General features: G+C 63.7%; 19 protein-coding genes. 17 read left to right on the top strand and 2 right to left on the bottom strand.

The window, feature by feature from the left end:
• Positions 1-891, top strand: a complete 891-nt coding sequence (locus tag ABDJ85_RS06365) for a polyprenyl synthetase family protein (protein ID WP_347703930.1) — start codon at positions 1-3, stop codon at positions 889-891.
• Positions 891-2,807 carry a 1-deoxy-D-xylulose-5-phosphate synthase gene (gene dxs, locus ABDJ85_RS06360; protein WP_347703929.1) on the top strand — a complete coding sequence of 639 codons (1,917 nt, stop codon included), beginning with the start codon at positions 891-893 and terminating at the stop codon, positions 2,805-2,807. Before ABDJ85_RS06365 ends, dxs begins: the two co-directional genes overlap by 1 nt.
• A gap of 213 nt (positions 2,808-3,020) precedes the next feature.
• Here the strand turns inward: dxs and ABDJ85_RS06355 are convergent, their stop codons facing one another.
• A complete protein-coding gene (locus tag ABDJ85_RS06355) occupies positions 3,021-3,845 on the bottom strand; it encodes a PEP-CTERM sorting domain-containing protein (protein WP_347703928.1) in 825 nt (274 codons plus the stop codon).
• Between the two features lie 499 nt (positions 3,846-4,344).
• On the opposite strand from ABDJ85_RS06355, the gene prsT reads away from it, so the two are divergent.
• A complete protein-coding gene (prsT, locus tag ABDJ85_RS06350) occupies positions 4,345-7,128 on the top strand; it encodes an XrtA/PEP-CTERM system TPR-repeat protein PrsT (RefSeq protein ID WP_347703927.1) in 2,784 nt (927 codons plus the stop codon).
• A gap of 21 nt (positions 7,129-7,149) precedes the next feature.
• Positions 7,150-7,830, top strand: coding sequence for a sterol desaturase family protein (locus ABDJ85_RS06345; protein WP_347703926.1), 681 nt, complete (start codon positions 7,150-7,152; stop codon positions 7,828-7,830).
• 23 nt (positions 7,831-7,853) lie between these two features.
• Here the strand turns inward: ABDJ85_RS06345 and ABDJ85_RS06340 are convergent, their stop codons facing one another.
• On the bottom strand, positions 7,854-8,912 hold the full coding sequence (locus ABDJ85_RS06340) for a nitroreductase family protein (RefSeq protein ID WP_347703925.1): 1,059 nt from the start codon (positions 8,910-8,912) through the stop codon (positions 7,854-7,856).
• Positions 8,913-9,339: 427 nt separating this feature from the next.
• Here ABDJ85_RS06340 and ABDJ85_RS06335 point away from each other — a divergent pair, with 427 nt between their 5' ends.
• The 13 genes from ABDJ85_RS06335 to ABDJ85_RS06275 all read left to right on the top strand — a co-directional run bounded on the left by ABDJ85_RS06335 (position 9,340) and on the right by ABDJ85_RS06275 (position 25,618).
• Positions 9,340-9,948 (top strand): XrtA/PEP-CTERM system exopolysaccharide export protein, encoded by a 609-nt coding sequence (locus ABDJ85_RS06335; RefSeq protein WP_347703924.1) that lies wholly within the window; start codon positions 9,340-9,342, stop codon positions 9,946-9,948.
• 64 nt (positions 9,949-10,012) lie between these two features.
• Entirely contained in the window at positions 10,013-11,599 is a 1,587-nt protein-coding gene (locus ABDJ85_RS06330; protein ID WP_347703923.1) for an XrtA system polysaccharide chain length determinant, read from the top strand.
• 1 nt (position 11,600) lies between these two features.
• The gene (locus ABDJ85_RS06325) at positions 11,601-12,587 is read left to right on the top strand and encodes an XrtA-associated tyrosine autokinase (RefSeq protein ID WP_347703922.1); all 987 of its coding nucleotides are present in this window, start codon (positions 11,601-11,603) and stop codon (positions 12,585-12,587) included.
• Positions 12,556-14,139, top strand: a complete 1,584-nt coding sequence (locus tag ABDJ85_RS06320) for a TIGR03016 family PEP-CTERM system-associated outer membrane protein (protein ID WP_347703921.1) — start codon at positions 12,556-12,558, stop codon at positions 14,137-14,139. Before ABDJ85_RS06325 ends, ABDJ85_RS06320 begins: the two co-directional genes overlap by 32 nt.
• Before the next feature lie 7 nt (positions 14,140-14,146).
• The gene (locus ABDJ85_RS06315; RefSeq protein ID WP_347703920.1) at positions 14,147-15,238 is read left to right on the top strand and encodes an XrtA/PEP-CTERM system-associated ATPase; all 1,092 of its coding nucleotides are present in this window, start codon (positions 14,147-14,149) and stop codon (positions 15,236-15,238) included.
• 5 nt (positions 15,239-15,243) lie between these two features.
• The gene (locus ABDJ85_RS06310; protein WP_347703919.1) at positions 15,244-16,143 is read left to right on the top strand and encodes an XrtA system polysaccharide deacetylase; all 900 of its coding nucleotides are present in this window, start codon (positions 15,244-15,246) and stop codon (positions 16,141-16,143) included.
• On the top strand, positions 16,143-17,189 hold the full coding sequence (locus ABDJ85_RS06305) for a FemAB family XrtA/PEP-CTERM system-associated protein (protein ID WP_347703918.1): 1,047 nt from the start codon (positions 16,143-16,145) through the stop codon (positions 17,187-17,189). The genes ABDJ85_RS06310 and ABDJ85_RS06305 overlap by 1 nt, the downstream gene beginning before the upstream one ends.
• Positions 17,186-18,382 carry a TIGR03087 family PEP-CTERM/XrtA system glycosyltransferase gene (locus ABDJ85_RS06300; protein WP_347703917.1) on the top strand — a complete coding sequence of 399 codons (1,197 nt, stop codon included), beginning with the start codon at positions 17,186-17,188 and terminating at the stop codon, positions 18,380-18,382. The genes ABDJ85_RS06305 and ABDJ85_RS06300 overlap by 4 nt, the downstream gene beginning before the upstream one ends.
• Positions 18,379-19,920 carry an exosortase A gene (gene xrtA, locus ABDJ85_RS06295; RefSeq protein WP_347703916.1) on the top strand — a complete coding sequence of 514 codons (1,542 nt, stop codon included), beginning with the start codon at positions 18,379-18,381 and terminating at the stop codon, positions 19,918-19,920. The genes ABDJ85_RS06300 and xrtA overlap by 4 nt, the downstream gene beginning before the upstream one ends.
• Positions 19,921-19,955: 35 nt before the next feature.
• Positions 19,956-21,242: a nucleotide sugar dehydrogenase gene (locus ABDJ85_RS06290; RefSeq protein ID WP_347703915.1), complete on the top strand. Its 1,287-nt coding sequence runs from the start codon at positions 19,956-19,958 to the stop codon at positions 21,240-21,242.
• Between the two features lie 8 nt (positions 21,243-21,250).
• Complete coding sequence (locus tag ABDJ85_RS06285; protein WP_347703914.1) at positions 21,251-22,387, top strand: TIGR03088 family PEP-CTERM/XrtA system glycosyltransferase; 1,137 nt, start codon at positions 21,251-21,253, stop codon at positions 22,385-22,387.
• A gap of 127 nt (positions 22,388-22,514) precedes the next feature.
• Complete coding sequence (locus ABDJ85_RS06280) at positions 22,515-24,446, top strand: XrtA/PEP-CTERM system amidotransferase (protein WP_347703913.1); 1,932 nt, start codon at positions 22,515-22,517, stop codon at positions 24,444-24,446.
• Positions 24,443-25,618, top strand: coding sequence for a glycosyltransferase family 4 protein (locus tag ABDJ85_RS06275; protein ID WP_347703912.1), 1,176 nt, complete (start codon positions 24,443-24,445; stop codon positions 25,616-25,618). The genes ABDJ85_RS06280 and ABDJ85_RS06275 overlap by 4 nt, the downstream gene beginning before the upstream one ends.
• Positions 25,619-25,620 lie beyond the last annotated feature (2 nt).

The raw sequence follows: 25,620 nt of genomic DNA, 5'->3' as shown, positions 1-25,620 counted from the left end.
ATGCTGGGATCCAAGACCTTTGAAGCCTGGACCGCCGAGACGCTGAACGCCTTTGAGCGCGCGCTGGACGATCTGGTCCCGGCCGCTGCGCCAGCCGGGTTGGGCGAAGCGATGCGCTATGCGGTGCTGGGAGGCGGCAAGCGGCTGCGGCCCCTGCTGGTGCTGGCCACCAGTGAGACGGTGAGCGGCAATGCGCTGGCTGCCATGCGCTCCGCTTGCGCTGTGGAGCTGATCCATGCCTATTCCCTGGTCCACGACGACATGCCCTGCATGGACGACGATGTGTTGAGGCGCGGCAAGCCCACCACGCACGTCCAGTTCGGTGAGGCCCAGGCCATGCTGGCGGGCGACGCGATGCAGGCGCTGGCCTTTGAGGTGCTGACCCCCGAAGAAGGTATCCCGCCAGCCTTGCAGGCCCGCTTGTGTGCCTTGCTGGCGCGTGCCGCCGGCCATGCCGGCATGGCCGGTGGCCAGGCGATCGACCTGGCCAGCATTGGCAAGCAACTGGACGAAGCCACGCTGCGTGACATGCATCGCCGCAAGACGGGGCTGCTGTTGCAGGCCAGCGTGACGATGGGTGCGGCCTGCGGGCAGTGCGGCGAACAGGCGCTGCAGCAGCTTGAGATCTACGGCGCCGCCATCGGGCTGGCTTTCCAGGTGGTCGATGACATCCTGGACGTCACCCAGGATTCCGCCGTGCTGGGCAAAACGGCTGGCAAGGACCAGGATGCCAACAAGCCGACCTATGTGAGCGTGCTGGGCCTGGACCCCGCACGCCAATTGGCCGATGAGCTTTGCGCCGAGGCCAAGGCGGCACTGGCGGCCAGCGGGCTGGCAGACACGCGATTGCTCGAACTGCTGGCGGATTCCGTCGTGGAGAGGGATAGCTGATGGAATTCCCGCTGCTGAACACCATCAACGATCCAGCCGACCTGCGACGGCTGCCGCGCACCGAGCTGCGGCGTGTGGCCGACGAGCTGCGGGCCTTTGTTGTGGAAAGCGTGTCCAAGACGGGGGGGCATTTCGGCTCCAACCTGGGCACGGTCGAACTGACGGTCGCCCTGCATTACGTCTACAACACGCCCCATGACCGGCTGGTATGGGACGTGGGCCACCAAACCTACCCGCACAAGATCCTCACCGGACGCCGTGATCGCATGGGCACGCTGCGCCAGTTGGGCGGCATCAGCGGCTTTCCCCGCCGTGATGAGAGCGAGTACGACACATTCGGCACCGGCCATTCATCCACCAGCATTTCAGCTGCCCATGGCATGGCGATGGCCGCCCGGCTCAAAGGCGAAGACCGGCGCGCCGTGGCCATCATTGGCGATGGCTCGATGACGGCCGGCATGGCCTTCGAGGCGCTGAACAACGCCGGGGTTTCGCACGGCGGCCTGATGGGCGACCTGCTCGTCATCCTCAACGACAACGACATGTCCATCAGCCCGCCGGTGGGTGCGCTGAACAAATATCTGGCGCGCTTGATGAGCGGCAGCTTCTACTCGGCTGCGCGGGAAGGCGCCAAAAGCGTGCTCAAGAACACCCCGTTCTACGAGTTCGCGCGGCGGTTCGAAGAGCACACCAAGGGCATGGTGGTGCCCGGCACCATCTTTGAAGAATTCGGCTTCAACTACGTCGGCCCCATCGATGGCCACGACCTGGATGCACTGGTCCCGATGCTGGAGAACCTGCGTGAAAAGCGTGGGCCCCAGTTCCTCCACATCATCACGAGGAAGGGTGCTGGCTATAAGTTGGCCGAGGCCGACCCCGTCAAGTACCACGCCGCGTCCGGCAAGTTCGACCCGGCTGTGGGTTTCGTCAAGCCGGCAACGCCGCCCAAGCTGAGCTTCACCCAGGTGTTTGGCGATTGGCTCTGCGACATGGCCGAGCAGGACCAACGCCTCGTGGGCATCACCCCCGCCATGCGCGAGGGGTCCGGCATGGTCGAGTTCCACAAGCGCTTCCCCGAGCGCTACTACGACGTCGGCATTGCCGAGCAGCATTCGGTCACCTTTGCGGCCGGCTTGGCCTGCGAGGGCTTGAAGCCCGTCGTGGCCATCTACTCGACCTTCCTGCAGCGCGCCTACGATCAGCTGATTCACGACGTCGCCATCCAGAACCTGCCTGTCGTCTTCGCCCTGGATCGGGCCGGACTGGTCGGAGCGGATGGCGCAACGCACGCGGGCAATTACGACATTGCCTTCACGCGCTGCATTCCCAATATGGCGGTGCTGACACCTTCGGATGAAGATGAATGCCGGCAGGCGCTCTACACGGCGTTCCAGCACAGCGGCCCGGCCACTGTGCGCTACCCACGCGGAGCAGGTGCTGGCGTGGTGCCGCGCAAGCTGATGTCTGCATTGCCCTGGGGGCGCGGAGAGATCCGGCGGCGGTCGAGCGTAGGTGTCGGTACTGGCAAACGAATTGCGCTGCTGGCGTTCGGCACCGTCCTGCACCCAGCCTTGGTCGCTGGCGAACGGCTCGACGCCACGGTGGTCAATATGCGCTTCGTTAAACCGCTTGACGAGGCCTTGGTGGCAGAAATCGCCCGGACCCACGACGCAATCGTCACCATCGAAGATGGTTGTGTGATGGGGGGGGCCGGCTCTGCTGTTTCAGAGAGTCTGCATGCGGCCGGCATCGACATCCCGGTGCTCCAACTGGGCCTGCCTGACGAGTTCGTTGAGCATGGAGATCCGGCCAAGCTGATGGCGGCATGCGGCTTGGACGCCGCCGGGCTCGAAGCCAGCATCACGCATCGATTTGTTGACCGTGCCGCGAGCCCGCTGCGAGCGGCGAACGACTAGGCACTCGGTCATTTGGCAATAAGCCCCTAATAGGGAGGACGCCCGCCGTCGTGGCGTGAGGCGGCCACTTCGCAACGCTGGATGACCCGAATTGAACACCGTTGCCTGGCAAGCTTGGTCTGCAAGGCGGTGAGCACAAAAAAAGAGAGCCGCATCACGCGGCTCTCTTTGTTTTGCTCAGGCAGCGGTCGAAACCGCCGCCGAGAGGGGCTATTAGGCAGCCTTGCGGGCGCGGCGGCGGGCCACACCAGCACCCACCAGGGCCAGGCCAACCAGGCCCAGAGCGGCGGGCTCGGGAACCACGTTGTCGACGATGTCGATGCGCAGGTCAACGTCAACCACCGGAGCGCCCGGGAAGTTGATGATGGCTTGCAGCGCAGTGATCTGCGAGAAGTCCGCGCAACCAGAGGCCGCGCCACCAGCGCACTGCAGTGCCGGCACGAACGAGAACACGCTGAACGGGATGATGTAAGTGCCAGGGCCGCCGGCCGACACGGCCGTGAACGACGAGAACTGCGTGCCGCCGTTGGAGAAGGCTTGCAACGTGAAGTTGAAGCCAGCATCAGCGCTGATCACGTCCAGTACGAAAGCGCCGGAGCCGGTCGTCTGCAGGTCGGTCGCAGCGAAACCGTTGCCGTTGATCGAACCGATAGCGTTGCTCAGATTGGTGGCGATCGTGTCACCAACGTTCTGGTTGAAGCCGGTGTTGGCCAAACCATCCCAACGGATGATGCCAACGCCGGACTGACCGGAGCCCGAGTTGAACGAGTACTTGCCGTTCTCTACGGATGCGCTGATGGCGCCAGCAAGGCCAGAATCCTCGATACCGGTCTTGATGACGTACAAATCACGTTGACCGCCAAGAATACCGGCACCGCTGTACGACGAACTGTCACCAACCGTGCTCGAAATTTGCGTGTCGTAAACGGTTTGATTGCCAGGGCTAGGGTTGTTGAAGTCGTCAATGACGACAGCTTGCGCAGCGAGTGCGAGGCCTGCAGCAGCACCAGCAATCGCGGTCTTCAGAAATGCATTCATGATCTCTCCTAAGTGGGCCGCAGGCAGAGCCTGTGGGTTAGTTTGCAGAAGTTCCTGTGAAGGTTCTCCTCGTGCCTGGGATTCGCAACGTCTGTGCCAGATTAAAAAATACCTTGTATATCAATGGCTTGGTCGACATCTTGGCGGCGGAAGGCTGGATGAGGTCGGCTTGTGTAAAGGATGTCGACACCGCTCGGCGGTGCTTGGCGTTGTCTTTGGCGCGCCATACATGCTTCGCGCGGCATCACGGTAGGTTGCGCTTGGCCGACTGAATGCCGCGCTCAGGCCGGTTGCCTGCCCAAATTAAGGCTCGTCTACGCGACGCACGCGGCAAAGGTGACGTTTGTCTTCCCGCTGGTGCCAATCTCGGGTTCGAATCGCCGCGCTGCCAAGGCCCTGCGCTGTACGATGCTTTGATCGTTGACGGGACTGGTTTGCCGACGGAGCTGTCGGGCGTGCGCGTCGTCAACAAGGTGTTCCATCGTCCTCAGGGTCTTCGATGCATACAGGCAGATTTCGGGTTTTGGTGAGCGTCCTCGCAGTCACTGGACTTATGCAGGCCTGTGATTGGGGGAGTCGGGGTGACCCTCTCGAGGAGGCGCGGCGCCAGATTGCCAAGCGGGACAAGCCCGCAGCCATGATCACGTTGAAGGAGGCCTTGCAAAAGGCTGATTCAGCGCCGGTGAGATTTTTGCTGGGCAAAACATTGCTCGATGCAGGGCAGCCCATCGAGGCGGAAGTCGAATTGCGCAAGGCGTTGCTGCAGGGGCAGGCGGAGTCGGATGTCGTGCCTGAACTCGTCAAGGCTTTGACGGCGATGGGCCGGGCCGACGAGGCCATCAAGACTTACGCGGGCAAGAAGTTTGACAGCCCCGCTGCGATGGCTGAACTTCAGGTCGGTCTGGCTGCGGCTTGGGCCACGCAGGGCGATACGCCAGCGGCAAGGCGGGCGATTGATGCGGCTTTGCAGGCGGTGCCGAAGCACCCGGTCGCGAGTGCGGCCCTGGCAAACATGCTTTGGTCCGAAGGCAAACCCGAGGCCGCGCTGGCGCTGATCGACGAAGTGCTCAAGCAATCGCCCCAACTTGCGCAGGCATTGCACGCAAAGGGTGTCTTGCTGCGGCACTACAAAAAAGACATCCCTGGCGCCATCGCCAGCCAACGTGAAGCCTTGAAGTCTGAGCCGACGCTCGTCAGTGCACACGCCGAGTTGCTGGCGCTCTATTACGGCCAAGGTGACAAGGCAGCGCTCAGGGCTCAGCTGGATCAGATGCGCAAGTTGATGCCGCGCAGTCCGATTGCGATGCTGTTTCGTGCGCAGGCTGAATATCTGGAAGGGAATCTGCGCTTGGCGCGTGATTTGACCCAGCCGTTGCTCAAGGCCAAAAACCCGGATCCAAGGGCGCTGCTGCTGGCCGGTGAGATTGAATACCGAAGCGGTGCAATGACCCTCGCGGAAAGCTATTTGACGCGGGCGGTCAACTCAGGGCCGTCGATGGATTCGAGTCGACCCTTGCTGGCACAGATTCAGGTGCGGCAGGGTCATACCGACAAGGCGTTGAGGACGCTCCAGCCGCTGCTCGACTTGCCAGAGCCTTCGGCAAATGCGTTGTCCATCGCTGCCGAGGCTTATCTGCACGAAGGCAATCCGGCCAAGGCGCAAGTCCTGTTGGAACGTGCGGCGCGTAGCAGCCCGTCGGATCCTCAAATCCGGACAACGATGGCACTGAGCCGCATTGCGCAAGGGCAGGCGGCCGAGGGGCTGGATGCACTGGAGCGTATTGCCAGCAGCGACAAGTCCACCTTTGCTGATTTAGCCTTGGTTTCGGTACTGCTGCGGCAGGCACGGCTCGACACCGCTTTGCCTGCCCTGGTTCGCCTTGAGGAGAAGGATGAAAAATCCCCGCTTGCGTCTTACCTGAGGGGGAAGGTTATGGCCGCCAAGGGGGATGTGACTGCCGCGCGCGAGGCATATTTGAAGTCGCTCAAGCGTGACGAGACCTATTTTCCTGCCGCCCGGGCCTTGGGAGCGCTGGATATTGAGGCCAAGGATTTGAAGGCGGCGAAAAGTCGGTTTGATGCGATTCTGGCCAAAGATGCAGGGAACCTGTACGCCCTTTTGGCAATTGCCGATTTGCGCGCTCGCATGGGGGATCCCCAGGAGGCTGTGGAAGAGACGCTCAAGCAAGTGGTTGCTAAGAATCCAACTCGGGTCGAAGGCCGTGTTGCTTACGCCGAATATCTACTGCGCATCGGGAAGTCAAAGGAAGGTTTGCAGGTCGCGCAGGAGGCGGTGGCCGCAATTCCTGATGATCCCCAACTACTTGACGTATTGGGCCGAGCTCAGCGTGCCAAGGGGGAATACCTGCAGGCGGTTACCACGTTCAGGAAGCTTGCGAGCATCACGCCAAACTCACCCGTGCCACAGATGCGTCTGGTCGATTTGTATTTGGAGCGAGGCGACCGGGCTTCAGCAATCGGTGCGTTGCGCAAGGCCTTGGACGTTGCACCGAATCTCTTGGATGCGCAGGCCAAGCAAATAGAGTTTTTCGCGGCGGAAAAGCGCTTCAAAGAGGCGCTGGCCTTGGCCAAGAAGATCCAAGCGGCGCGCCCGATGGACGGAATAGGGTTCCTGCTTGAAGCCAGCGTTCATATCGATTCAAAGCAGTGGCCGGCCGCCGCCAGCGCGCTCCGAACTTCTCTCAGCAAGACGCCGTCGACCACCGCAGCCATTCGTCTCTTTGATGTGCTGGGTCAGATGCAGCAGCGTGACGAGGCGCGCCGATTTGCCGCTGAGTGGGAGGCCAAGCACCCTGAAGACATCAAATTTGTCTTCCAGGTGGGCACGACCGCCATGCGCGCTGGTGATTGGCCTTTGGCAGAAGCTGAATTCGGCAAGGTGCTGGCGGTGAATAAGGAGCATGTCAATGCCAACAACAATATGGCATGGGCGCTGATGAACCAGAACAAAACGGGTGCGTTGGAGTATGCCGAGCGAGCCCGAAAATTGGCTCCCAAGGTCCCTGCGGTGATGGATACCTATGCGGCAGCGCTGGCGGAGGCCGGGCAAATCAAGCAGGCCATGGAGTTGCAACGGCAGGTTGTATCCATGGCGCCTGATTTGCAAGATGCTCGTCTGACCTTGGCTCGGATTGCTTTGAAGGCGGGCGATTTGACACTTGCTCGCGCAGAGTTGGATCGGCTCGCCTATGAGGGCTCACGGTATCCGCGGCAAGCCGAAGTCAATGAATTGCTGAAGAAGCTGCAGAAATCAGCCAACTGACGGCCCGATGGGGTGAATGCCATGCGCACTGACAAGCCAGAGTTGCCGGATAGGGGGCCGAAATTTGGCTCAAACGAATATCGGGCCAGCTTCCGCGAAAGCGTACGGCGCCGCCCCAGCGGGACGGTGTATGTGCTGGCAGTTTTCTTGCTTTTGCTCTCAATCCTTGGTTTTATTGTTTGGCGGATTGAAGCATTTGATATTTGGTTCTGGATCTCGCTGCCTGCCTACTTTTTGGTCGCGAACGGTATTGAGTACTGGCTGCATCGCTATCCCATGCATCACCGGATGCGTTTGATGCCCGTGGTTTATGAGCATGTGACCATCCATCACAATTTTTACGCTGACGAGCATTTCTATTTCGAGCAGCCTGAGGACTATTATGCGGCGATTTTGCCGTATTATATTTTTGTGGGGCTGTCTTTGGTAATTGCTCTGATAGCCGGGGTGGTTGGTTTTGTTTTTGGTGCTGATCGAGGTTGGCAATTCGCGTTGGTTGCCTATTCCTACTATCTGCTCTATGAGGCCTTGCATTTTTCCTACCATACTAGGGCAGGTGGCCTGTTGAAGCGCATCCCATTTGTAGATTATTTATCTCGTGGGCATCTGTATCACCACCGCATCGGGCTGATGTCGCGCTACAACTTTAATATAACCTTCCCAATATTTGATAAAATATTCCGTACGCAGTACAAGGAATAATTATCTGGGCACGGTGGGGTTTGCTATTCCAAGGTGGGCTTGCCTGGAATTAGCAATTCTTCGAGTGGGCGCCTGAGGGAGCGCGATTCGGCGGCCTTGCCTGACCCGATTCGCCCCATGAAGCCGATGCGGCGGTAGCTGGGTCCGAATTCTTCGTTTAGTTTTGCTGCAACCTGCTCCGCCAGATGAATCGCGGGCTCATGGGTGGTGAATCGACGACCTGCGTTCGCGTATCTGCTGAAAACCAGTGGGGTGATCTGCGGCTGGATTTGAAGGCCCAGTTTTGTCGCGGTCAGCCAAAACCTTTGCGTCTGACGGCCAATCGCAACATAGTCGTCGAGGCCTTGAGGCTCCTGCCGGGCGGTGATGGCAAAGTGCGCGCCACATCGCAGGGCAGGCAGCGCGTCCAGTTGAATGCGAGGTACCCAGGTGCCCGCGAAATACCTGTTAAGGAAGCTGACGCGCTGCCAACTGACCATCGCGAAGCGCATCAAGCGCAGTGCGGCGGGATCTGCACCCAGGGCTTGATCCGGTATTTTTGTATTGCTGAACTGGCAATTCCACTCGATCACATCGCGATGGACCTCATAGGCCTCGGGACAGATCAGGCGAATCTTGGCGGAGTGGAACAACAGCTTTGCAAGGCGCGCGCGATCAGCCAGGCTCCTTCGCCAGACAACGGCGAATCCCTCGCCTACGCTCGCCTCGAGCGCTTTTTCGGCCGTTTGTCCCAGCGGCGTGGTTTGCATCGACTGGCGCTGCACCCGCCGTTGCTGGATATACGGCGCGAGCGGATCCGGCATCAGTGACGCTTCTTCGATGAAGCGAATGTCAAAGGTGGGCTGTTCGTCGCTTCCGTGCTGGCGTCGCGTGGCAATCGCTCGTAGCCCAAATTGCGTAGCGGCAATGCTGAGGGTTTCGAGCATCGCACCCATTGAAATCTGGCTGGCGTGGCCATCCAGGTCGTAGACGCAGGTGGTGCGGGTATCGAAGCCATGTATGACGACGCCGCCATCGCCGGTTAGCTCAAAGCGCCAGGGCTGCGTGTTGTCACCGCTGGGCGCCCATCTGGCGAGGTCCAAGATGCTGTGCAAGGTGCTTGTGTTGACCATGGTGCTTGGGTCCGCTGAACTGTTAGTTGAAATGTATTGAGTGCGGGGCTGTGCCCATTCATCATGGGGCGAACAAGTTGAGACTCAGACACGAGTCCTGGCAAGGTGAATTCAATGATGGCGGTGCGATTTGACACAGGTCTCGCCACGCAATTCGTGCCAAAAGGGCTTCGCCCGCCGGCTTGGCCAGGGCGTGCGTGCGAAAGTCGACGCTTCCCGGTGTGATGTCGTTTGGCGCCCCTCAGGTGAGGTTGGTGTGCGGTCTCTAGAGCTGCATGCCTGTGGCATCATCCTCGCTCTCGCGTCCGACCCCGTTTTTAGAGGGCGAGCGCCAGCGCGCGATTCAGACAATCTGCCAACGTGATTCACGCTGGCTTCTTTCTTTTGGGGGTAGAGCATGTTGCCTTGGGTGCGTTCGCTTTTGTCGCTCGTTGCCGTTTTGGTGGGCTTGTCAGGTTGCTCGAGCACCAAATTTCCAGCGCCTCCTGATGTTGCCGCCAAAGACTACAGCTATGTGATCGGCGCGGGCGACGCGCTGAACATTCTGGTTTGGCGCAATCCTGAACTTTCGATGTCGGTGCCTGTGCGTCCCGATGGCAAGATCGCCGCCCCGCTGGTCGATGAGCTCCTGGTGCAAGGGAAGACTTCGGTCCAGGTTGCGCGCGAAGTCGAAGCGCAGCTGAGCAAGTACGTGCGGGATCCGGTGGTGACTGTGATCGTCACGGCGTTCGTCGGCCCGTACAGCGAACAGATTCGGGTCGTGGGCGAGGCGGCCAAACCGCAGTTCCTGCCTTACAAGCAGCAGATGACCTTGCTGGACGTGATGATTGCCGTCGGCGGGCTGACTGATTTTGCGGCAGGAAATGAGGCGGTGATCATGCGCACCGCTGAGGGCAATAAGCAGTACGGTGTTCGTCTCAAGGATTTGATTCGTCGGGGCGATCTGTCAGCCAACGTCATGATGCGCCCCGGCGATATTTTGGTCATTCCGCAGAGCTTCTTCTGACCGACCTGCTGATTTTTGTCCCTGACGTGAATATCCGTTCGAGCCATCGATAAGGCCAGCCAATATGGATCAATTGCTTGGGCAGGTGCTCAATATCTTCAAGCGGATGTGGAAATACCGCTGGATTGGTTTGGGCGTGTCCTGGGTCGCTGGGGTGGTGGGGGCGGTCGTGGTCTTCATGCTTCCAGACCGCTACGAGGCCAGCGCCAAGATCTATGTGGATACGCAATCGATCCTGAAGCCATTGATGTCTGGGCTGGCCGTTCAGCCGAACGTCGAGCAGCAGGTCACGATGTTGAGCCGCACACTGATCTCGCGGCCCAACGTCGAGAAGCTGGTGCGGATGGCGGATTTGGATTTGAAGAATCAATCCAAAGCGCAGCAAGACGCCACCATTGACACCGTTACGACGTCACTTTCCATTCAGAGTACGGGGCGTGACAACCTGTACACCCTGGGCTACCGGGACACCGATCCCGAGACGGCCAAGCGCGTAGTTCAGGCCTTGGTGTCCATCTTTGTCGAGAACAGTCTGGGCGCTTCTCGCAAGGACTCGTCGACGGCCACCACCTTCATCAATGAGCAGATCAAGGCCTATGAGGCCAAGCTTGAGGAAGCAGAAGGGCGGCTGAAGGAGTTCCGGCTCAAGAACCTGTCTCGGCTTGGGCCCGACGGCAAGGACGCGGCCGCCCATCTGTCGGAGTTGAGCAGCCAACTGGAGCGTGCGCGACTGGAGTACCGGGAAGCCATGAATGCCCGGGATGCAGCGCGGGCGCAACTGGAGGCCGAAAAGCGCGGTGGTGGCGGGCTCTCGACGACCCAGAGCATCCTTCAGGAGTCGAACATCAATCTGGCGACGCCAGAAATTGATGCACGCCTTGCTGATTCGCGGCGCAATCTTGACTCGCTGCTGCAACGTTTCACCGAGCAGCACCCAGACGTCATCGCCTTGCGCAAGCTGATCAAGGATCTGGAAGAGCAGCGCAAGAAGGAGATTGCCGAACTTCGCCGTGCGGCTGCTCACACGCCGCTGGCGCAAGGCAGTTCGGGTGGTTCAGCTGCGGCACAGGAAATGTCGCGCATTCTGGCGACGGCCGAGGTTCAGGTGGCATCGCTTCGTGCCCGGGTGGACGAGTACACGAGCCGCTACTCGGCTGCGATGGCCGCAGTCCGGAACGCGCCTCAATTGGAGGCCGAAGCGGCGCAGCTCAACCGCGACTACGCGATCCACAAGAAGAACTATGAAGACCTGGTGCAGCGCCGTGAGCAGGCGGCCATGTCTGGCGAACTGGACGTGGCCTCGGGCATTGCCGACTTCAAGGTGATCGAACCTCCACGAGCCTCACCCAAGCCGGTGGCGCCCAATCGCTTGCTGCTGCTTGCAGGCGCGATGGCTGCCGCGCTGTTTGCCGGTGTCTTCACCACCTTTGCCGTGAGTCAATTGCGCCCCGTCTTCTTTGATGCCAACGACCTGCGCTCCAAGGTGGAGTTGCCGATCCTCGGTGTGGTGACGCGTCTTGTGTCTGATGCTGACCGCTCGCGTCAACGTGTGGATCTGGTGCGTTTCGCGGTAGGCACGGGCGGATTGGTCATCCTCTTCGCCATTGCCCTTACTTTGCTTGCCGTCCAACTGAGCCGACAGGTGGCCTGATATGTCCAGTCTGATTGAACAAGCGGCACAGCGGCTCGAGCAACTTCGGCAGGCCGGTGTCGAACTCCCGACTGATGCAGCACCCCTGCCGGTAGCGGCACCGGCAACGCCGGCAGCATCGCCGGTTGTTGCCGATGCGCGCCCGGCCCAGCCTGTCAGCCCTGTCGGCGCGTCGCAGACGGTCTCCTCAGACATCGTGGCTGAGGACGTGCCGCATCATCAGTCCAAGCGGGTCGAGTTGGACCTGGTGGCGCTGGCCGCCCAGGGCTTCCTGATGCCGGATACGCCCCGCTCTCAGACCGGTGACCAATACCGGGTGATCAAGCGCCCTTTGATCCGCAATGCGGTCGGGCAGGGCGCCGCGACGCTCAATCACGCCAATCTGATCATGGTCACGAGTGCCCTGGCCGGTGAGGGCAAGAGCTTCACGTCGATCAATCTGGCGCTCAGCATCGCTGCCGAGTTGGACCATACCGTCATGCTGGTGGATGCGGACGTGGCGCGCCCGTCGGTGCTGCGCATGCTCGGTTTGCCGTCTGGTCCGGGGCTGCTGGACGTGCTGGAAGAGCGTGCCGACATGTCGGACGTGCTGCTGCGTACCAACATCGACAAGCTGACCATCCTGCCGAGCGGCACGCCCCATCAGCGCGCGACTGAATTGCTTGCCAGCGATGCGATGCGGAACCTGCTGGACCACATGGCTCGGCGCTATCCCGACCGGATCATCATCTTTGATTCCCCGCCGCTGCTGCTGACCACCGAGGCCCGAGTGCTGGCAACCCAGGCCGGGCAGGTGGTGGTCGTGATTCATGCCGAGAAGACGCCTCAAGCTGCCGTTCAGCAGGCGCTCGCCACCATCGAGACGGTGCCGCTCAAGATGCTGTTGCTGAACCAAGCCAGTCCAAATGCAGTGGGCGGCTATGGGTATGGATACGGCTATGGGTATGGATACGGCTATGGCTACGGTGATGAGCCGGGCCAATCCTGAAGCGGTGCCGGCCGTCACCCCACTGCATCTGCGCCTGCCCCTGGTGGCGGCCCTGCTCACCTGCGTCTCAGCCGCGCATGGGCAGAGCCTCAGTGAGGCTCCGGCGTCGGGGAGTTCAGGGCCGAGGTTTCGGCCGCAGCTCACCGTGGCTCAGGTCTGGACCGACAACCTGCGAACCGATGGCAGCTCGCTGGGTACCGCCTACTACGGACCCAAAGACGCGGCGCTCGTGACCACCGTGTCACCCGGGTTTTCGTATTCAATCAACTCCAGCGGCCTGCGTACGTCGATTGACTATTCGTTGAGCGCGATTGGCTACGTCAAGTCAAATGCCTCTTCGCGCTTGCAGAACAGCTTGAGCGCGCGCGGCACCATCGAAGTCGTCCCGCAGATTTTGACCGTCGAGGCCAATGCCAGTGCGGGTCAGCAGGCGGCGTCGGCGTTTGGCACGCAGTCGGCGGATGCCGGCATCTCTGCAGCAAATCGTCGTGAGGTGTTGAGCGCGTCGATCTCGCCAACGTTACGCAGCCGGCTGGGCGACATGGCCGACGTGCTGATGCGTGTGGACGAGCAGCGCACTGAAGTTCGCGGCACAGGCCAAGGCGACGGGCGCGGGCGTTCGACGATGGTGCGTCTGGACTCTCGGGGAAGCGGTGCGATGCGCTTTTTTGCGATGCTCAGCCAGCGGCAGGGGCAGTTCCAGGGGGCCTTGAACTCGAATGTCGATTCGCAGACGGTGGGTCTGAACTACCGGCCTGATATCGACTGGACGCTCACGCTCAACGGTGGGCGGGAGAAGTCCGATGTGCTGACGGCAACGTCGGCGACTGGGTCGACCTGGGGGGGCTCCGCCAACTGGGTTCCGGACGTACGCACACAAGTCAACGCCGACTGGCAAAAGCACGCTTACGGCAACACGCACTCGCTGTCTGTCGAGCATCGGATGCGCCTGGTCAGCTTCAGGTTCACCGATTCGGCCAGTCTCAATCAGGGCTACTCGTCGGCGGGGGGGCGGCAGACCAATTTTGATCTGTACTACCAGCTGTTCGCGTCGCGCGAGCCCGATCCCCTGAAGCGCGTGGACTATGTGCGTAACTACCTTCAGGCCATGGGCTTGCCCGCCGATGGCGTGGTCGGTGGTGGATTGCTTACCAGCAGTCCCAACCGCCTGCGCCAGCAGCAGTTCGGGATGACCCTGCTCGGGGTGCGCAGCACCTTGAGCGTGATGGTCGGGCGCACGCAGACGCAGCGCGTCGGGCCCGTCGCCACCGGTGACCTCGCCTTGACGCCGGAGATTGCTCAGCGCACATATTCGATCAGTGCCGCGCACAAGCTCACCCCGACCAGCTCGCTCAGCCTGAGCGCCAACCGGTCGAGCAACCAGGGGCAAGGCGTGAGTCAATTCACATCACTCGACAGCTATATGGCGGGATGGTCGATCCAGCTGGGCTCACGAGCCAACGCTCAGCTCGGACTGCGTCATAGTCGCTCCCAGGGCGTGCAGGGCTATTCCGAAAATTCGGTCACGGCCAGCATGACCCAGCAGTTCTGAGGCCACCATGTACGAAGCCTTTTACGGTCTGACGAGCAAGCCTTTCCAGCTCAGCCCGGACCCGAATTTCTATTTTGGCAGCAAGCAGCACCGGCGCGCCAAGGCCTATCTGGACTACGGCGTGCTGCGCAACGACGGCTTCATCGTCATCACCGGCGAGATCGGTGCGGGCAAGACCACGCTGCTGCGCGGGCTGCTCGACAGCCTCAATCGCGGCAGCATCGTGATCGGCAACGTCGTCACCACGCAGCTCGATGCCGAGGACACGTTGCGCATGGTCGGGGCGGCCTTCGGTGTTCGCGTCAAGGACCTGAACAAGTCTGAGCTGTTGATGAGCTTGGAGGCCTTTTTCGTCAATCAGGTGACGCAAGGCAAGCGCTGCCTGCTCATCGTGGACGAAGCGCAGAACCTGACCCCGCGCGCGGTTGAGGAGCTGCGCATGCTCTCCAACTTTCAGTTCAGCAACCAGTCCTTGCTGCAGACCTTCCTGGTGGGCCAGCCCGAGTTCCGCGGCATCCTGCAGCGGCCCGAGATGGAGCAGTTCCGCCAGCGCGTGGCGGCCACTTGCCATATTGGCCCCCTGGACGAGGACGAGACCCAGCGCTACATGGAGCACCGGCTCAAATGCGCGGGCTCGACCGGCAAGCCCACCTTCGATCACGATGCCTTCCCGGCCATCTACAAGGCCAGCCAAGGCATCCCGCGCCGCATCAACCGGCTGTGTGATCGCTTGCTGCTGCTCGGCTTCATGCAGGGGCGCACGCACCTGACCCTGGAGGACGTGAAGGCTGTGCTGAAGGACATCGCGCAGGAAAGCGCGATCCCGAAGCCCAGCGGCGTTGGTGCGTTGGACTCCAAGCCGGCGCCCTTGTCCGAGGTGAATGGTGGCGAGCCCAGCGCGCCTGGCGCGCTCGACATCAGCCGCTTGCAGCTGAGTGCCGCCGAAGTGCAGGGCCTGTCCAGCGAGATCGCGGCTTTGAGCGCCGACCACCAGACCGACCGCCTGCAGCGCCTTGAGCGCAGCATGATGCGGCTGGAGCGCATCAACCTGCAGACCCTGGCGCTGCTGCAGCGCTTGGTCGAGTCCGTGAAGCACTGACAGCCATGCTGGACCCTAAGCCCGCTCCGCGACTGCGCAATGCCATGTCGATCGACGTGGAGGATTACTTCCAGGTCTCGGCCATGGCGCCCTACATCCGCCGTGCCGACTGGGATGCGTGCGAGTGCCGCGTCGAGCGCAACGTCAACCGCATCCTGCAACTGCTGGCCGACACCCAGGTCCACGCCACCTTCTTCACGCTGGGTTGGATCGCGGAGCGCTACCCGCAACTGGTCAAGAGCATCGTCGCCCAGGGGCACGAGCTGGCCAGCCATGGCTACGGGCACGAGCGCGCCAGCGACCTGGACCGCGATGCGCTGCGGCAGGACCTGACCCGCGCCAAGGCCCTGCTGGAAGACCTGGGCGGGGTCGAGGTCATCGGCTATCGCGCGCCTAGTTTTTCCATCGGCAAGAACAACCTCTGGGCCTTTGACGTGCTGCAGGAGACTGGGCACCGCTACTCGTCCAGCGTCTACCCCATCGCCCATGACCACTACGGCATGCCCGACTCCCCGCGCTTCGCCTACGAGGTGCGCCCGGGCTTGCTGGAGATCCCCGTCACCACCGTGCGCATGGGCTCGCGCAATCTGCCGTCCAGCGGTGGCGGTTACTTCCGGCTGCTGCCTTATGGCATCTCGAATTGGCTGATCTCACGCGTCAACCGCGTGGACGGCGAGTCGGCGGTCTTCTACTTCCACCCCTGGGAGATCGACCCCGAACAGCCGCGCGTGCAAGGCATCGACGCCAAGACACGCTTCCGCCACTACGTGAACCTGCCGCGCACCGAGGCGCGCATCGCCCGGCTGCTGCGTGACTTTGCCTGGGGCCGGATGGACGAGATCTTCCTCGGCCGCACGCTCAGCGCGCCGGCCGCCGCTGTGGCAGCGACGGGCGTCCAGAGCTGATGAACGCGCCTATCCGCATTGCGCGCCTCGACGCGCAAGACGCCGCCGCCTGCGCCCGCTGGGATGCCTTTGTGTTCGCGGCGCCCGACGCGACCTTCTTCCACCGGGCCGGCTGGTTGCGCGTGATCGAACAGCAGTTCGGCCACCGAGGCCATTTCCTCTATGCCGAAAGCGGTGGCGACATCGTCGGCGTGCTGCCGCTGGTGGAAGTCAAGAGCCGCCTCTTTGGCCACTCAGTCGCCAGCCTGCCGTTTGGTGTCTATGGCGGCATCGCAGCGTCGAACGACGAGGCCGTCGCCGCGCTGGAGGCCGAGGCCATCCGCTGGGCCAAGGACACAGGCGCCGAGCACCTCGAGTTCCGCAACCTGGAGCCGCGCCACCTGGACTGGCCCCGGCAAGACCTCTACGTCACCTTTCGCAAGGAGATCCTGCCGGAGGAAGAGGCCAATATGCTCGCCATCCCGCGCAAGCAGCGGGCCATGGTGCGCAAGGGGCAGAAGAACGGGCTCACCAGCCATATCGATGCCAATGTCGATCGCTTCTTCGAGGTCTATGCCGACAACGTCCACCGCCACGGCACGCCGGCCATGCCCAAGCGCTACTTCGCCGCGCTGCTCAAGGAGTTCGGGGCCGACGCTGAAGTGCTGACCGTCTGCGGCCCAGATGGCCGCCTGCTCTCCTCGGTGCTGAGCTTCTACTTCCGCGATGAATGCCTGCCCTACTACGCGGGCGACGACGAAGCTGCGCGCGACCTGGCAGCCAACGACTTCAAGTACTGGGAGCTGATGCGCCGCGCTTGCGCGCGTGGGCTCAAGGTCTTTGACTACGGGCGCAGCAAGCAGGGCACGGGGCCCTATGCCTTCAAGAAGAACTGGGGCTTCGAGCCCAAGCCGCTCTCCTACGAGTACGTGCTGTTCAAGCGTGACGGCATTCCCCAGAACAACCCGAACAACCCCAAGTACCAGCTGCTGATCAAGACCTGGCGCCGCCTGCCGCGCGCCGTCGTCAACTGGCTCGGCCCCCACATCGTCAAGAACCTGGGATGAAGGTTCTCCTGCTCGTCCACCGCCTGCCTTACCCGCCCAACAAGGGCGACAAGGTGCGCTCCTACCACCTGCTGCGCCACCTCGCGCGCGAGCATGAGGTCTATCTCGGCACCTTTGTCGATGACCCGGATGACTGGCAGCACCTGCCCGAGGTGCGCCGCCTGTGTGCCGACGTGCACGCCGCCGGCCTCAAGCCCAGCGCGGCCAAGCTCGCCAGCCTGCGCGGCCTGCTGACGGGCGAGGCGCTGAGCTTGCCCTACTACCGCGATGCCGGCCTGCAAGCCTGGGTGGACCGCGTGCGCCAGGAGGTGGGCGTGGACGCCGTCGTCGTCTTCAGCTCCACCATGGCCCAGTACGCGGCGCCCGACGGCAAGGCCCCGGTGCTGGTGGATTTTGTGGACGTGGACTCGGCCAAGTGGACCGACTACGCGCCCGAACATCGCTGGCCCCTGTCCTGGCTCTACCGCCGCGAGGGTGCCAAGCTGCTGGCCTTTGAGCGCGCCACCGCCGAGCGCGCGACCTGCAGCTTCTTCGTCACCGACAACGAGGTCGAACTGTTTCGCAAGCTCACGCCGGGTGGCCACTTCCCGGTGGAGGCACTGTGCAATGGCGTGGACGCCGACTACTTCAGCCCCGACCCGGCGCGGCCCAGCCCCTTTGCGGCGGGTGAGCAGGCGGTGGTCTTCACCGGCGCGATGGACTATTGGCCCAATGTCGATGCCGTGACCTGGTTCGTGCAGGACATGCTGCCGGCCCTGCGCCAGCAGCACCCCGGCTTGCGCTTCTACATCGTGGGCCGCTCGCCGACGCCTGCCGTCAAGGCCCTGGCCAGCGAGGCCGTCGTCGTGACGGGCACCGTGCCCGACGTGCGACCCTATCTGCAGCATGGGGCGGCCATCGTCGCCCCGCTGCGGCTGGCCCGCGGCATCCAGAACAAAGTGCTCGAAGCCATGGCCATGGCCCGGCCCGTGGTGGCGGCCGAGAGCTGCGTGCGCGCCATCTCGACCCAGCCCCAGGCCGGTCTGCGTGCGGCGGTGGAGCCCCAGGCCTATGTGCAAGCGGTGCTGGAGTGGCTGGCCGCACCGCAAGACGCCGTGCGTGAAGGCGCGCGTGCCCGCCAGTTCGTGCTCGATGCCTACAGCTGGGACTCGCATCTGTCCGGGCTGGATCGATTCCTGGGAGCCGCTGCATGAGACTTGAACCCGCCTGGCGCTGGCCGTTGCTCGCTCTGGCTGCGGCTTGGGCCTGCCTGTTTGGCCTCTACTGGGGCACGGCCGTTTCGATCGTCGCCATCTGGGAGCGCTCCGACACCTTTGCCCACGCCTACGTGGTGCCGCCCATCGCGGCCTGGCTGGTCTGGACCAAGCGCGCGCAGCTTGCGACCATGAAGCCGCGCCCCGACTTGCGTTGGTTGGCGGCCCTGATTCCCGCCGGGGCGCTGTGGCTGGTGGGCAGCCTGGTCGCTTCCAACGCAGCCACCCAGTTCGGTTTTGCCTTCCTGTTGCTGGCGAGCGTGCCCCTCATCCTGGGCTCGCAGGTCGGCAACTTCCTGAGCTTCCCGCTGGTCTTCCTGCTGTTTGCCGTGCCCTTTGGGGACTTCCTCACCCCGCTGCTGATGGAGCGCACGGCCGACTTCACGGTCATGGCCCTGCGCGCCACCGGCGTGCCGGTCTACCGTGAGGGCCTGCACTTCATCATCCCGTCGGGTGCGTGGTCGGTGATCGAGGCTTGCAGCGGCATCCGCTACCTGCTGGCTTCGGTGATGGTGGGGACGCTGTTTGGCTACCTCAACTATCAGTCGATGAAGAAGCGCTTGCTCTTCATGGGCGTCGCGGTGCTGACGCCGCTGATTGCGAACTGGTTGCGCGCCTACATGATCGTCATGATCGGGCACTTGTCCGGCAACGAATTGGCCACTGGCGTGGACCACATCGTCTACGGCTGGGTGTTCTTTGGCCTGGTCATGATCGTGATGTTCACCATCGGCATGCGCTGGGCCGATCCCGATCCATTGCCTGCGTCGGGTGTGGCCCCGGGGGCCGATCTGCCCTCGGCGGCTGCCGCGCCGCTGCTGGCCGGAGTGGCGCTGGCGGCTGGCCTGATGGCCCTGCCCGTGGCTTGGCTGGCAAAGGCCACGCAGCCGATGCCCGCCGTGCCGCCGCTGACGGCACCCGCGCTGCAGGGCTGGACCTGGCAGGCCGAGCCGCTGTCCGATTGGCGGCCCGGCTACCGCGCCCCGACCGCGCAGCTGAGCGGCCAGTTCCGCCGCGATGGGGCCGAGCCGGTTGGTTTCTACGTGGCCTACTATCGCCAGCAGTCACAGGCCAGCAAGCTGGTGTCTTCGGCCAATGGCCTGGCCGCCGATGGCGACAAGCACTGGATCCCGACGGGTTCTGTCTCCCGTGTCGACGTGATGGCAGGCACGGCACCGATCCAGGTCGTGCGCGGCGAATTGCGTGCAGAAGCCTTGGGTGAATTGCGCGCCCGCCGTCTGCGGGCCTGGCAGACGTTCTGGGCCGATGGCGGCGCCTACGTCGATGGCTGGAAGGTCACAGCCTTGAACGCCCTGGCTCGGCTGCGTGGGCAGCACGATGATGCCGCCGTCTTGATCCTCTATGCCGACAAGGGTGTCAATGGGGCGGAAGACGAGGCACTGCAGCGATTTGTGGCCGAGAACTGGCCTGCCCTAGAGTCCTGGATGCGCAGCATGCAGGCAGGCGGCCATCCCTGAGCCTCCGAACAGCGACAAGATTGGAAGGACGAAAGTTGAGTAAGCAGACCATTGCAGTGATCGGCCTGGGCTATGTGGGCCTGCCCCTGGTGGTGGAGTTCGGCAAGCAGGTCCGGACCATCGGCTTCGACATCGCCAAGGCCAAGGTCGCGGCCTGCCAGAAGGGCACCGACCCGAGCCGCGAGCTGACCGACGAACAGGTCCAGGCCGCCACGCACGCCGTCTACACCGACGACCCCAAGATGCTGGCCGAGGCTGACGTGATCATCGTCGCCGTGCCCACGCCGGTGGACGACGCGCACATCCCTGACTTCACGCCGCTAATCGGCTCCTCCACCAGCGTGGGGCGCCACATGAAGAAGGGCGTGACCGTCGTCTACGAGAGCACCGTCTACCCAGGCGCCACCGAGGAGGTCTGCATCCCTGTGCTGGAGCGCGAGTCCGGCATGAAGTGGAAGCAGGACTTCAACGTCGGCTACAGCCCGGAGCGCATCAATCCCGGCGACAAGGAACACACCCTCACCAAGATCCTCAAGATCGTCTCCGGCGACACGCCCGAGACGCTGGAGAAGGTGGCCCAGGTCTACGAAATGATCATCGTGCCCGGCGTGCACCGCGCCAGCAGCATCAAGGTGGCCGAGGCCGCCAAGGTCATCGAGAACACCCAGCGCGACCTCAACATCGCGCTGATGAACGAGCTGGCCATCATCTTCGACAAGCTGGGCATCGACACCTCCGAGGTGCTGGAGGCCGCCGGCACCAAGTGGAACTTCCTCAAGTTCAAGCCCGGCCTCGTGGGCGGGCACTGCATCGGCGTGGACCCCTACTACCTGACCCACAAGGCCGACATGCTGGGCTACCACCCGCAGGTCATCCTGGCCGGGCGCCGCATCAATGACGGCATGGGCAAGTTCATCGCCGAGCAGACCATCAAGCAGATGATCGCGGCGGGCAACCCCATCAAGGGCGCCAAGGTCAATGTGCTCGGGCTGACCTTCAAGGAGAACTGCGGCGACCTGCGCAACTCCAAGGTCATCGACATCATCAATGAGCTCAAGACCTATGGCGTCGACATCTACGTGACCGACCCGACCGCCGAGGTCGAGGAGGCCATGCACGAGTACGGCGTCAAGCTGCTGGCCTGGGACGAACTGCCCGTGGCCGGCGCCATCGTGGCGGCTGTGGCGCACCGCGAGTACCAGGCGCTCAGCGTCGCTGACTTGGGCAAGAAGCTCGCCCCCGGCGGTGCCTTCATCGACGTCAAGGCGGCCTTCGATGGCGCGGCCATTCAGGCGGCGGGCTACCGGCTTTGGCGCCTCTGAGCGCCGCCGTGCGGGACGACCGCCCCCTGGTCGTCCATCTGCTGCACCGCTTTGACACCGGCGGCCTCGAGAACGGGGTCGTCAACGTCATCAACCACCTGGACCAGTATCGCCATGCTGTGGTCGCGGTCACGCAGATCACCGCTTTCAAGGAGCGGGTCAAGGCGCCGGGTACCCAGTTCTTCTCGCTCAACAAGCCGCCAGGGCAGGGGCTGTGGCTCTACCCCAAGGTCTACCGTCTGCTGCGCGAGCTGCGCCCGGCGGTGGTGCACACGCGCAACCTGGGGGCGATGGAGTTCCAGATCCCGGCCATGCTGGCCCGCGTGCCGCTGCGCATCCACAGCGAGCACGGCTGGGATGTTGACGACCTGGGCGGCGTGAACCGCCGCAACCAGAAGCTCCGGCGCATCTATGGCTTGGCGGCGCATGAGTTCGTCGCGCTGTCGCAGGCCATCGAGGTCTACCTGACCGATGCCGTGGGCCTGCCCGGCGCGCATGTGCGGCGCATTTGCAATGGCGTGGACGTGGCGCGGTTCACGCCAGACACGCCAGCCCCAGCGGCCTGGCCCTTTGACCGGCAAACACACCTGGTGATCGGCGCCGTGGGCCGCATGCAGGCCGTCAAGGATCCGCTCAACCTGGTCGCCGCCTTCCTGCGCCTGCGCGACTTGTGCCCGGCTGACTGGCCACGCCTGCGGCTTGCGATGCTGGGCGGAGGCCCTTTGCACGCCGAGGCACTGGCCCAGTTGCAGGCTGCCGGTGCCGCCGAACAGGCCTGGCTGCCAGGCGACCGCAGCGACGTGGCGCAGCTGCTGCCGCAGTTCGACATCTTTGCGCTGCCCTCGCAGGCCGAGGGCATCAGCAACACCTTGCTGGAGGCCATGGCCAGTGGGTGCGCGCCCGTGGCCACGGCGGTGGGCGGCAATGGCGAGCTGATCGAAGACGGCCGGCACGGCCTGCTTGTGCCCTCCTGTGACAGCGAGGCGCTGGCCCGGGCCTTGGCCTCACTGGTGCAGGACCCGTCGCGCCGCGCTGGGCTGGCCCAGACCGCCCTGGTGCGGGCCCGCGAGCGCTTCAGTCTCACGGGCATGATGAAGGCCTACGCAGCGCTCTATGCGGGTGCGGCCCCCTCGAGCGGGGGATAGGTCGTGGTCAAGATCACGCGAGCGCTCATTCCTGAGCGGAGCGGTGGGATGGCTCGGTGAGAATTCATGTTTCGCTGCGGCCAGGTCTGGTCGCTTCCGAGCAGCAGGACTGAGGCGGGCCTAGGGCATGTGCGGCATCACTGGTGTGTTTGACATTCGCGAGCAACGGACGCCCGAGCGCGAACGCCTGCATCGCATGAACGAGTCGCAGCACCACCGCGGCCCCGACGAAGGCGATCTGCACATCGAGCCCGGCGTGGGCTTTGGCCACCGCCGCCTGTCGGTGATCGACATCGCCACCGGGCAGCAGCCCATCTTCAATGACGACAAGACGGTTGCGCTGGTCTTCAACGGCGAGGTCTACAACTACCTCGAATTGATGGACGAGCTGCGCGGCCACGGCTACGTGTTCCGCACCAAGAGCGACTCCGAAGCCATCGTCCGCGCCTGGGAGCATTGGGGCGAGGACTGCGTGCACCACCTGCGCGGCATGTTCGCCTTCATGGTCCATGACCGCCGCCGTGACTGCCTCTTCATGGCCCGCGACCGGATGGGCGTCAAGCCTCTGCACTACGCTGTCACCGAGGACGGCTGGCTGCTCTTTGGCTCCGAGCTCAAGAGCATCGTCGCCCATGGCGGCCTGCGCCAGGAGATCGACCCGCGCGCCATCGAGGCCTATTTCGCTCTCGGCTATGTGCCCGACCCCTGGACCATCTACAAGCACGCCAAGAAGCTCGCGCCCGGGCACCGCCTGCTCGTCAAGCGTGGACAGCCGGTGGGCGAGCCCCAGCGCTACTGGGACGTCAAGTTCACGCTCGACGCCAAGATCGATGAGGTCGAAGCGGCCGAGGAGATGCGCCGGCGCCTGAGCGAGTCCGTCAAGCTGCGCCTCAAGGCCGAAGTGCCGCTGGGCGCTTTTCTCTCTGGCGGTGTCGATTCCAGCGCCGTCGTGGCGGCCATGGCGCAGCTGGATTCACAGCCCGTCAACACCTGCTCCATCGGTTTCGACGACCCCAAGTTCAACGAGACCGAGTTCGCCAAGATGGTGGCCGACCGGTACAAGACCAACCACCGCGTCGAGGTCGTCGGCAGCGATGACTTCGGTCTGGTCGACACCCTGGCCCACCTCTACGACGAGCCCTATGCCGACTCGTCCGCCATCCCGACCTACCGCGTCTGCGAACTGGCCCGCAAGCATGTGACGGTCGCACTGAGCGGCGACGGCGGCGACGAGACCTTCGGCGGCTACCGCCGCTACAAGATGCACATGATGGAAGAGCGCATGCGCAGCGCCTTCCCGCTCGCCGTGCGGCGCGGTGTGTTCGGCCCGCTCGCCAAGCTCTACCCCAAGGCTGACTGGGCACCGCGCGTCTTCCGCGCCAAGACCACCTTCCAGGCCATTGCGCGCAGCTCGGTGGACGCCTACTTCAACACCATGGGCCTGGTGCGTGACCCCATGCGCGAGCAGCTCTTCAGCAGCAAGCTCAAGCGCGAGCTGCAGGGCTGGAACGCCATCGAGATCTTCCACGACCACGCGCGCCGCGCCGGCACGGACGACCCGCTGGCCCTGATCCAGTACATCGACCTGCACACCTACCTGCCGGGCGACATCAACACCAAGGTGGACCGCGCCAGCATGGCGCACTCGCTGGAGGTGCGCGAGCCCCTGATGGACCACCCGCTCGTCGAGTGGTCGGCCACGCTCCCGTCCAGCCTCAAGCTGCGCGGCCAGGAGGGCAAGTACTTCTTCAAGAAGGCGATGGAGCCCATGCTCCCGCATGACGTGCTGTACCGGCCCAAGATGGGCTTCTCTGTACCTCTGGCGCGCTGGCTGCGCGGCCCCCTGCGCGAGGCCACGCGCAATGCGCTGCAACGCGGCGCGCTGGCCCAGACGGGCTGGTTCGAGCCCTCGACCATCGCCCGCATGCTGGACCAGCACGAGCGCGGTGCCCTGGACCACTCTCAGCCCCTGTGGGTGCTGCTGATGTTCGACGCTTTCCTGCGCAACGCCGGCCTGGGCGCCAGCAGCGAGCGCGTCAATGGTCAGCGTGCGGCATGAGGATCCTCTACCACCACCGCACGGCCTCCAAGGACGGCCAGGCGGTCCACATCGAAGAGATGATCACGGCGCTGCGCGAGCAGGGCCATGAGGTGCGCGTCGTCGCGCCCGGCGGTCACGACGAGCCCAGCGGCCAGATGGGCGCCGAGGTCGGCTGGGTCGCGCGTTTGCGTGCCCGGCTGCCCAAGGCCGTCTACGAGCTGCTGGAGCTGGCCTATACCTTGGTGGCCTACCGGCGTCTGGCCGCTGCCGCGCGTGAGTTCAAGCCCGACGTCATTTACGAGCGCTACAACCTCTTCCTGCTCGCCGGCCTGATGCTGAAGCGCAAGACCGGGTTGCCCTTGCTGCTGGAAGTGAATGCCCCGCTGGCGGAAGAGCGTGGCAAGTTCGGTGGCCTGGGCCTGCCGCGCCTGGCGCGCTGGGCCGAGGCCAAAGCTTGGCGGGGCGCTGACTTCGTGCTGCCCGTGACGGACGTGCTGGCCGACCATGTGCGCGCCGTCGGCGTGCCCGAGTCGCGCATCGTCGTCATCCCGAATGGCATCAACGAATCGCACTTTGCGGCCGCCCCCAGCCCCGACGCCGCCAAGGCGCTGCTGGGTTGGCCCGATGCATTGGTTCTTGGCTTCACCGGCTTCGTGCGCGACTGGCATGGCATGGACCGCGTGATCCGCTGGATGGCGGGGGAGGGCGCGCCGGCCAATGCCCGTCTGCTCATCGTGGGCGACGGTCCGGCCCGGCCTGACCTGGAACGCCTGGCGGCTGAACTCAAGCTGGGTGACCGCGTGCGCTTCACCGGCGTCATCCACCGCGACCAGGTGCCTGCCCTGGTGGCCGCCTTCGACATCGCCCTGCAGCCCGCTGTGGTGGCCTATGCCTCGCCCCTCAAGCTGATCGAATACCTGGCGCTGGGCAAGGCCATCGTCGCGCCCAACCAGCCCAATATCGCCGAGGTCCTCGCGCACGACCAGAACGCGCTGCTCTTCGAGCCTGGCGATGTGAGCGGGCTGGAGCGTTCGCTGGCCCGCCTGGCCCACGACCATGAGCTGCGCGGCCGCTTGGGGCAGGGCGCATACGACACCATTTCGCGCCTGCAGTTGACCTGGGCCGGCAATGCCCGCAAGGCCGTCCAACTCGGCGCTCGTGCGGCGGCCGGCGTGGAGCAGGCGGCATGACG

The sequence above is a fragment of the Roseateles paludis genome (assembly GCF_039872745.1).
Classification (GTDB): Bacteria; Pseudomonadota; Gammaproteobacteria; order Burkholderiales; family Burkholderiaceae_C; genus Pelomonas; species Pelomonas paludis.
The sequence above is the reverse complement of the archived record's forward strand: the minus strand, read 5'-3'. Positions and strand labels throughout refer to the sequence as shown.

Coding starts and splice junctions, on each gene's coding strand:
- ABDJ85_RS06345 (WP_347703926.1), top strand. CDS start 7,150: ATGCGCACTGACAAGCCAGAGTTGCCGGATAGGGGGCCGAAATTTGGC.
- ABDJ85_RS06335 (WP_347703924.1), top strand. CDS start 9,340: ATGTTGCCTTGGGTGCGTTCGCTTTTGTCGCTCGTTGCCGTTTTGGTG.
- ABDJ85_RS06325 (WP_347703922.1), top strand. CDS start 11,601: ATGTCCAGTCTGATTGAACAAGCGGCACAGCGGCTCGAGCAACTTCGG.
- ABDJ85_RS06275 (WP_347703912.1), top strand. CDS start 24,443: ATGAGGATCCTCTACCACCACCGCACGGCCTCCAAGGACGGCCAGGCG.
- ABDJ85_RS06310 (WP_347703919.1), top strand. CDS start 15,244: ATGCTGGACCCTAAGCCCGCTCCGCGACTGCGCAATGCCATGTCGATC.
- ABDJ85_RS06365 (WP_347703930.1), top strand. CDS start 1: ATGCTGGGATCCAAGACCTTTGAAGCCTGGACCGCCGAGACGCTGAAC.
- dxs (WP_347703929.1), top strand. CDS start 891: ATGGAATTCCCGCTGCTGAACACCATCAACGATCCAGCCGACCTGCGA.
- ABDJ85_RS06305 (WP_347703918.1), top strand. CDS start 16,143: ATGAACGCGCCTATCCGCATTGCGCGCCTCGACGCGCAAGACGCCGCC.
- prsT (WP_347703927.1), top strand. CDS start 4,345: ATGCATACAGGCAGATTTCGGGTTTTGGTGAGCGTCCTCGCAGTCACT.
- ABDJ85_RS06280 (WP_347703913.1), top strand. CDS start 22,515: ATGTGCGGCATCACTGGTGTGTTTGACATTCGCGAGCAACGGACGCCC.
- ABDJ85_RS06320 (WP_347703921.1), top strand. CDS start 12,556: ATGGCTACGGTGATGAGCCGGGCCAATCCTGAAGCGGTGCCGGCCGTC.
- ABDJ85_RS06300 (WP_347703917.1), top strand. CDS start 17,186: ATGAAGGTTCTCCTGCTCGTCCACCGCCTGCCTTACCCGCCCAACAAG.
- ABDJ85_RS06330 (WP_347703923.1), top strand. CDS start 10,013: ATGGATCAATTGCTTGGGCAGGTGCTCAATATCTTCAAGCGGATGTGG.
- xrtA (WP_347703916.1), top strand. CDS start 18,379: ATGAGACTTGAACCCGCCTGGCGCTGGCCGTTGCTCGCTCTGGCTGCG.
- ABDJ85_RS06355 (WP_347703928.1), bottom strand. CDS start 3,845: ATGAATGCATTTCTGAAGACCGCGATTGCTGGTGCTGCTGCAGGCCTC.
- ABDJ85_RS06315 (WP_347703920.1), top strand. CDS start 14,147: ATGTACGAAGCCTTTTACGGTCTGACGAGCAAGCCTTTCCAGCTCAGC.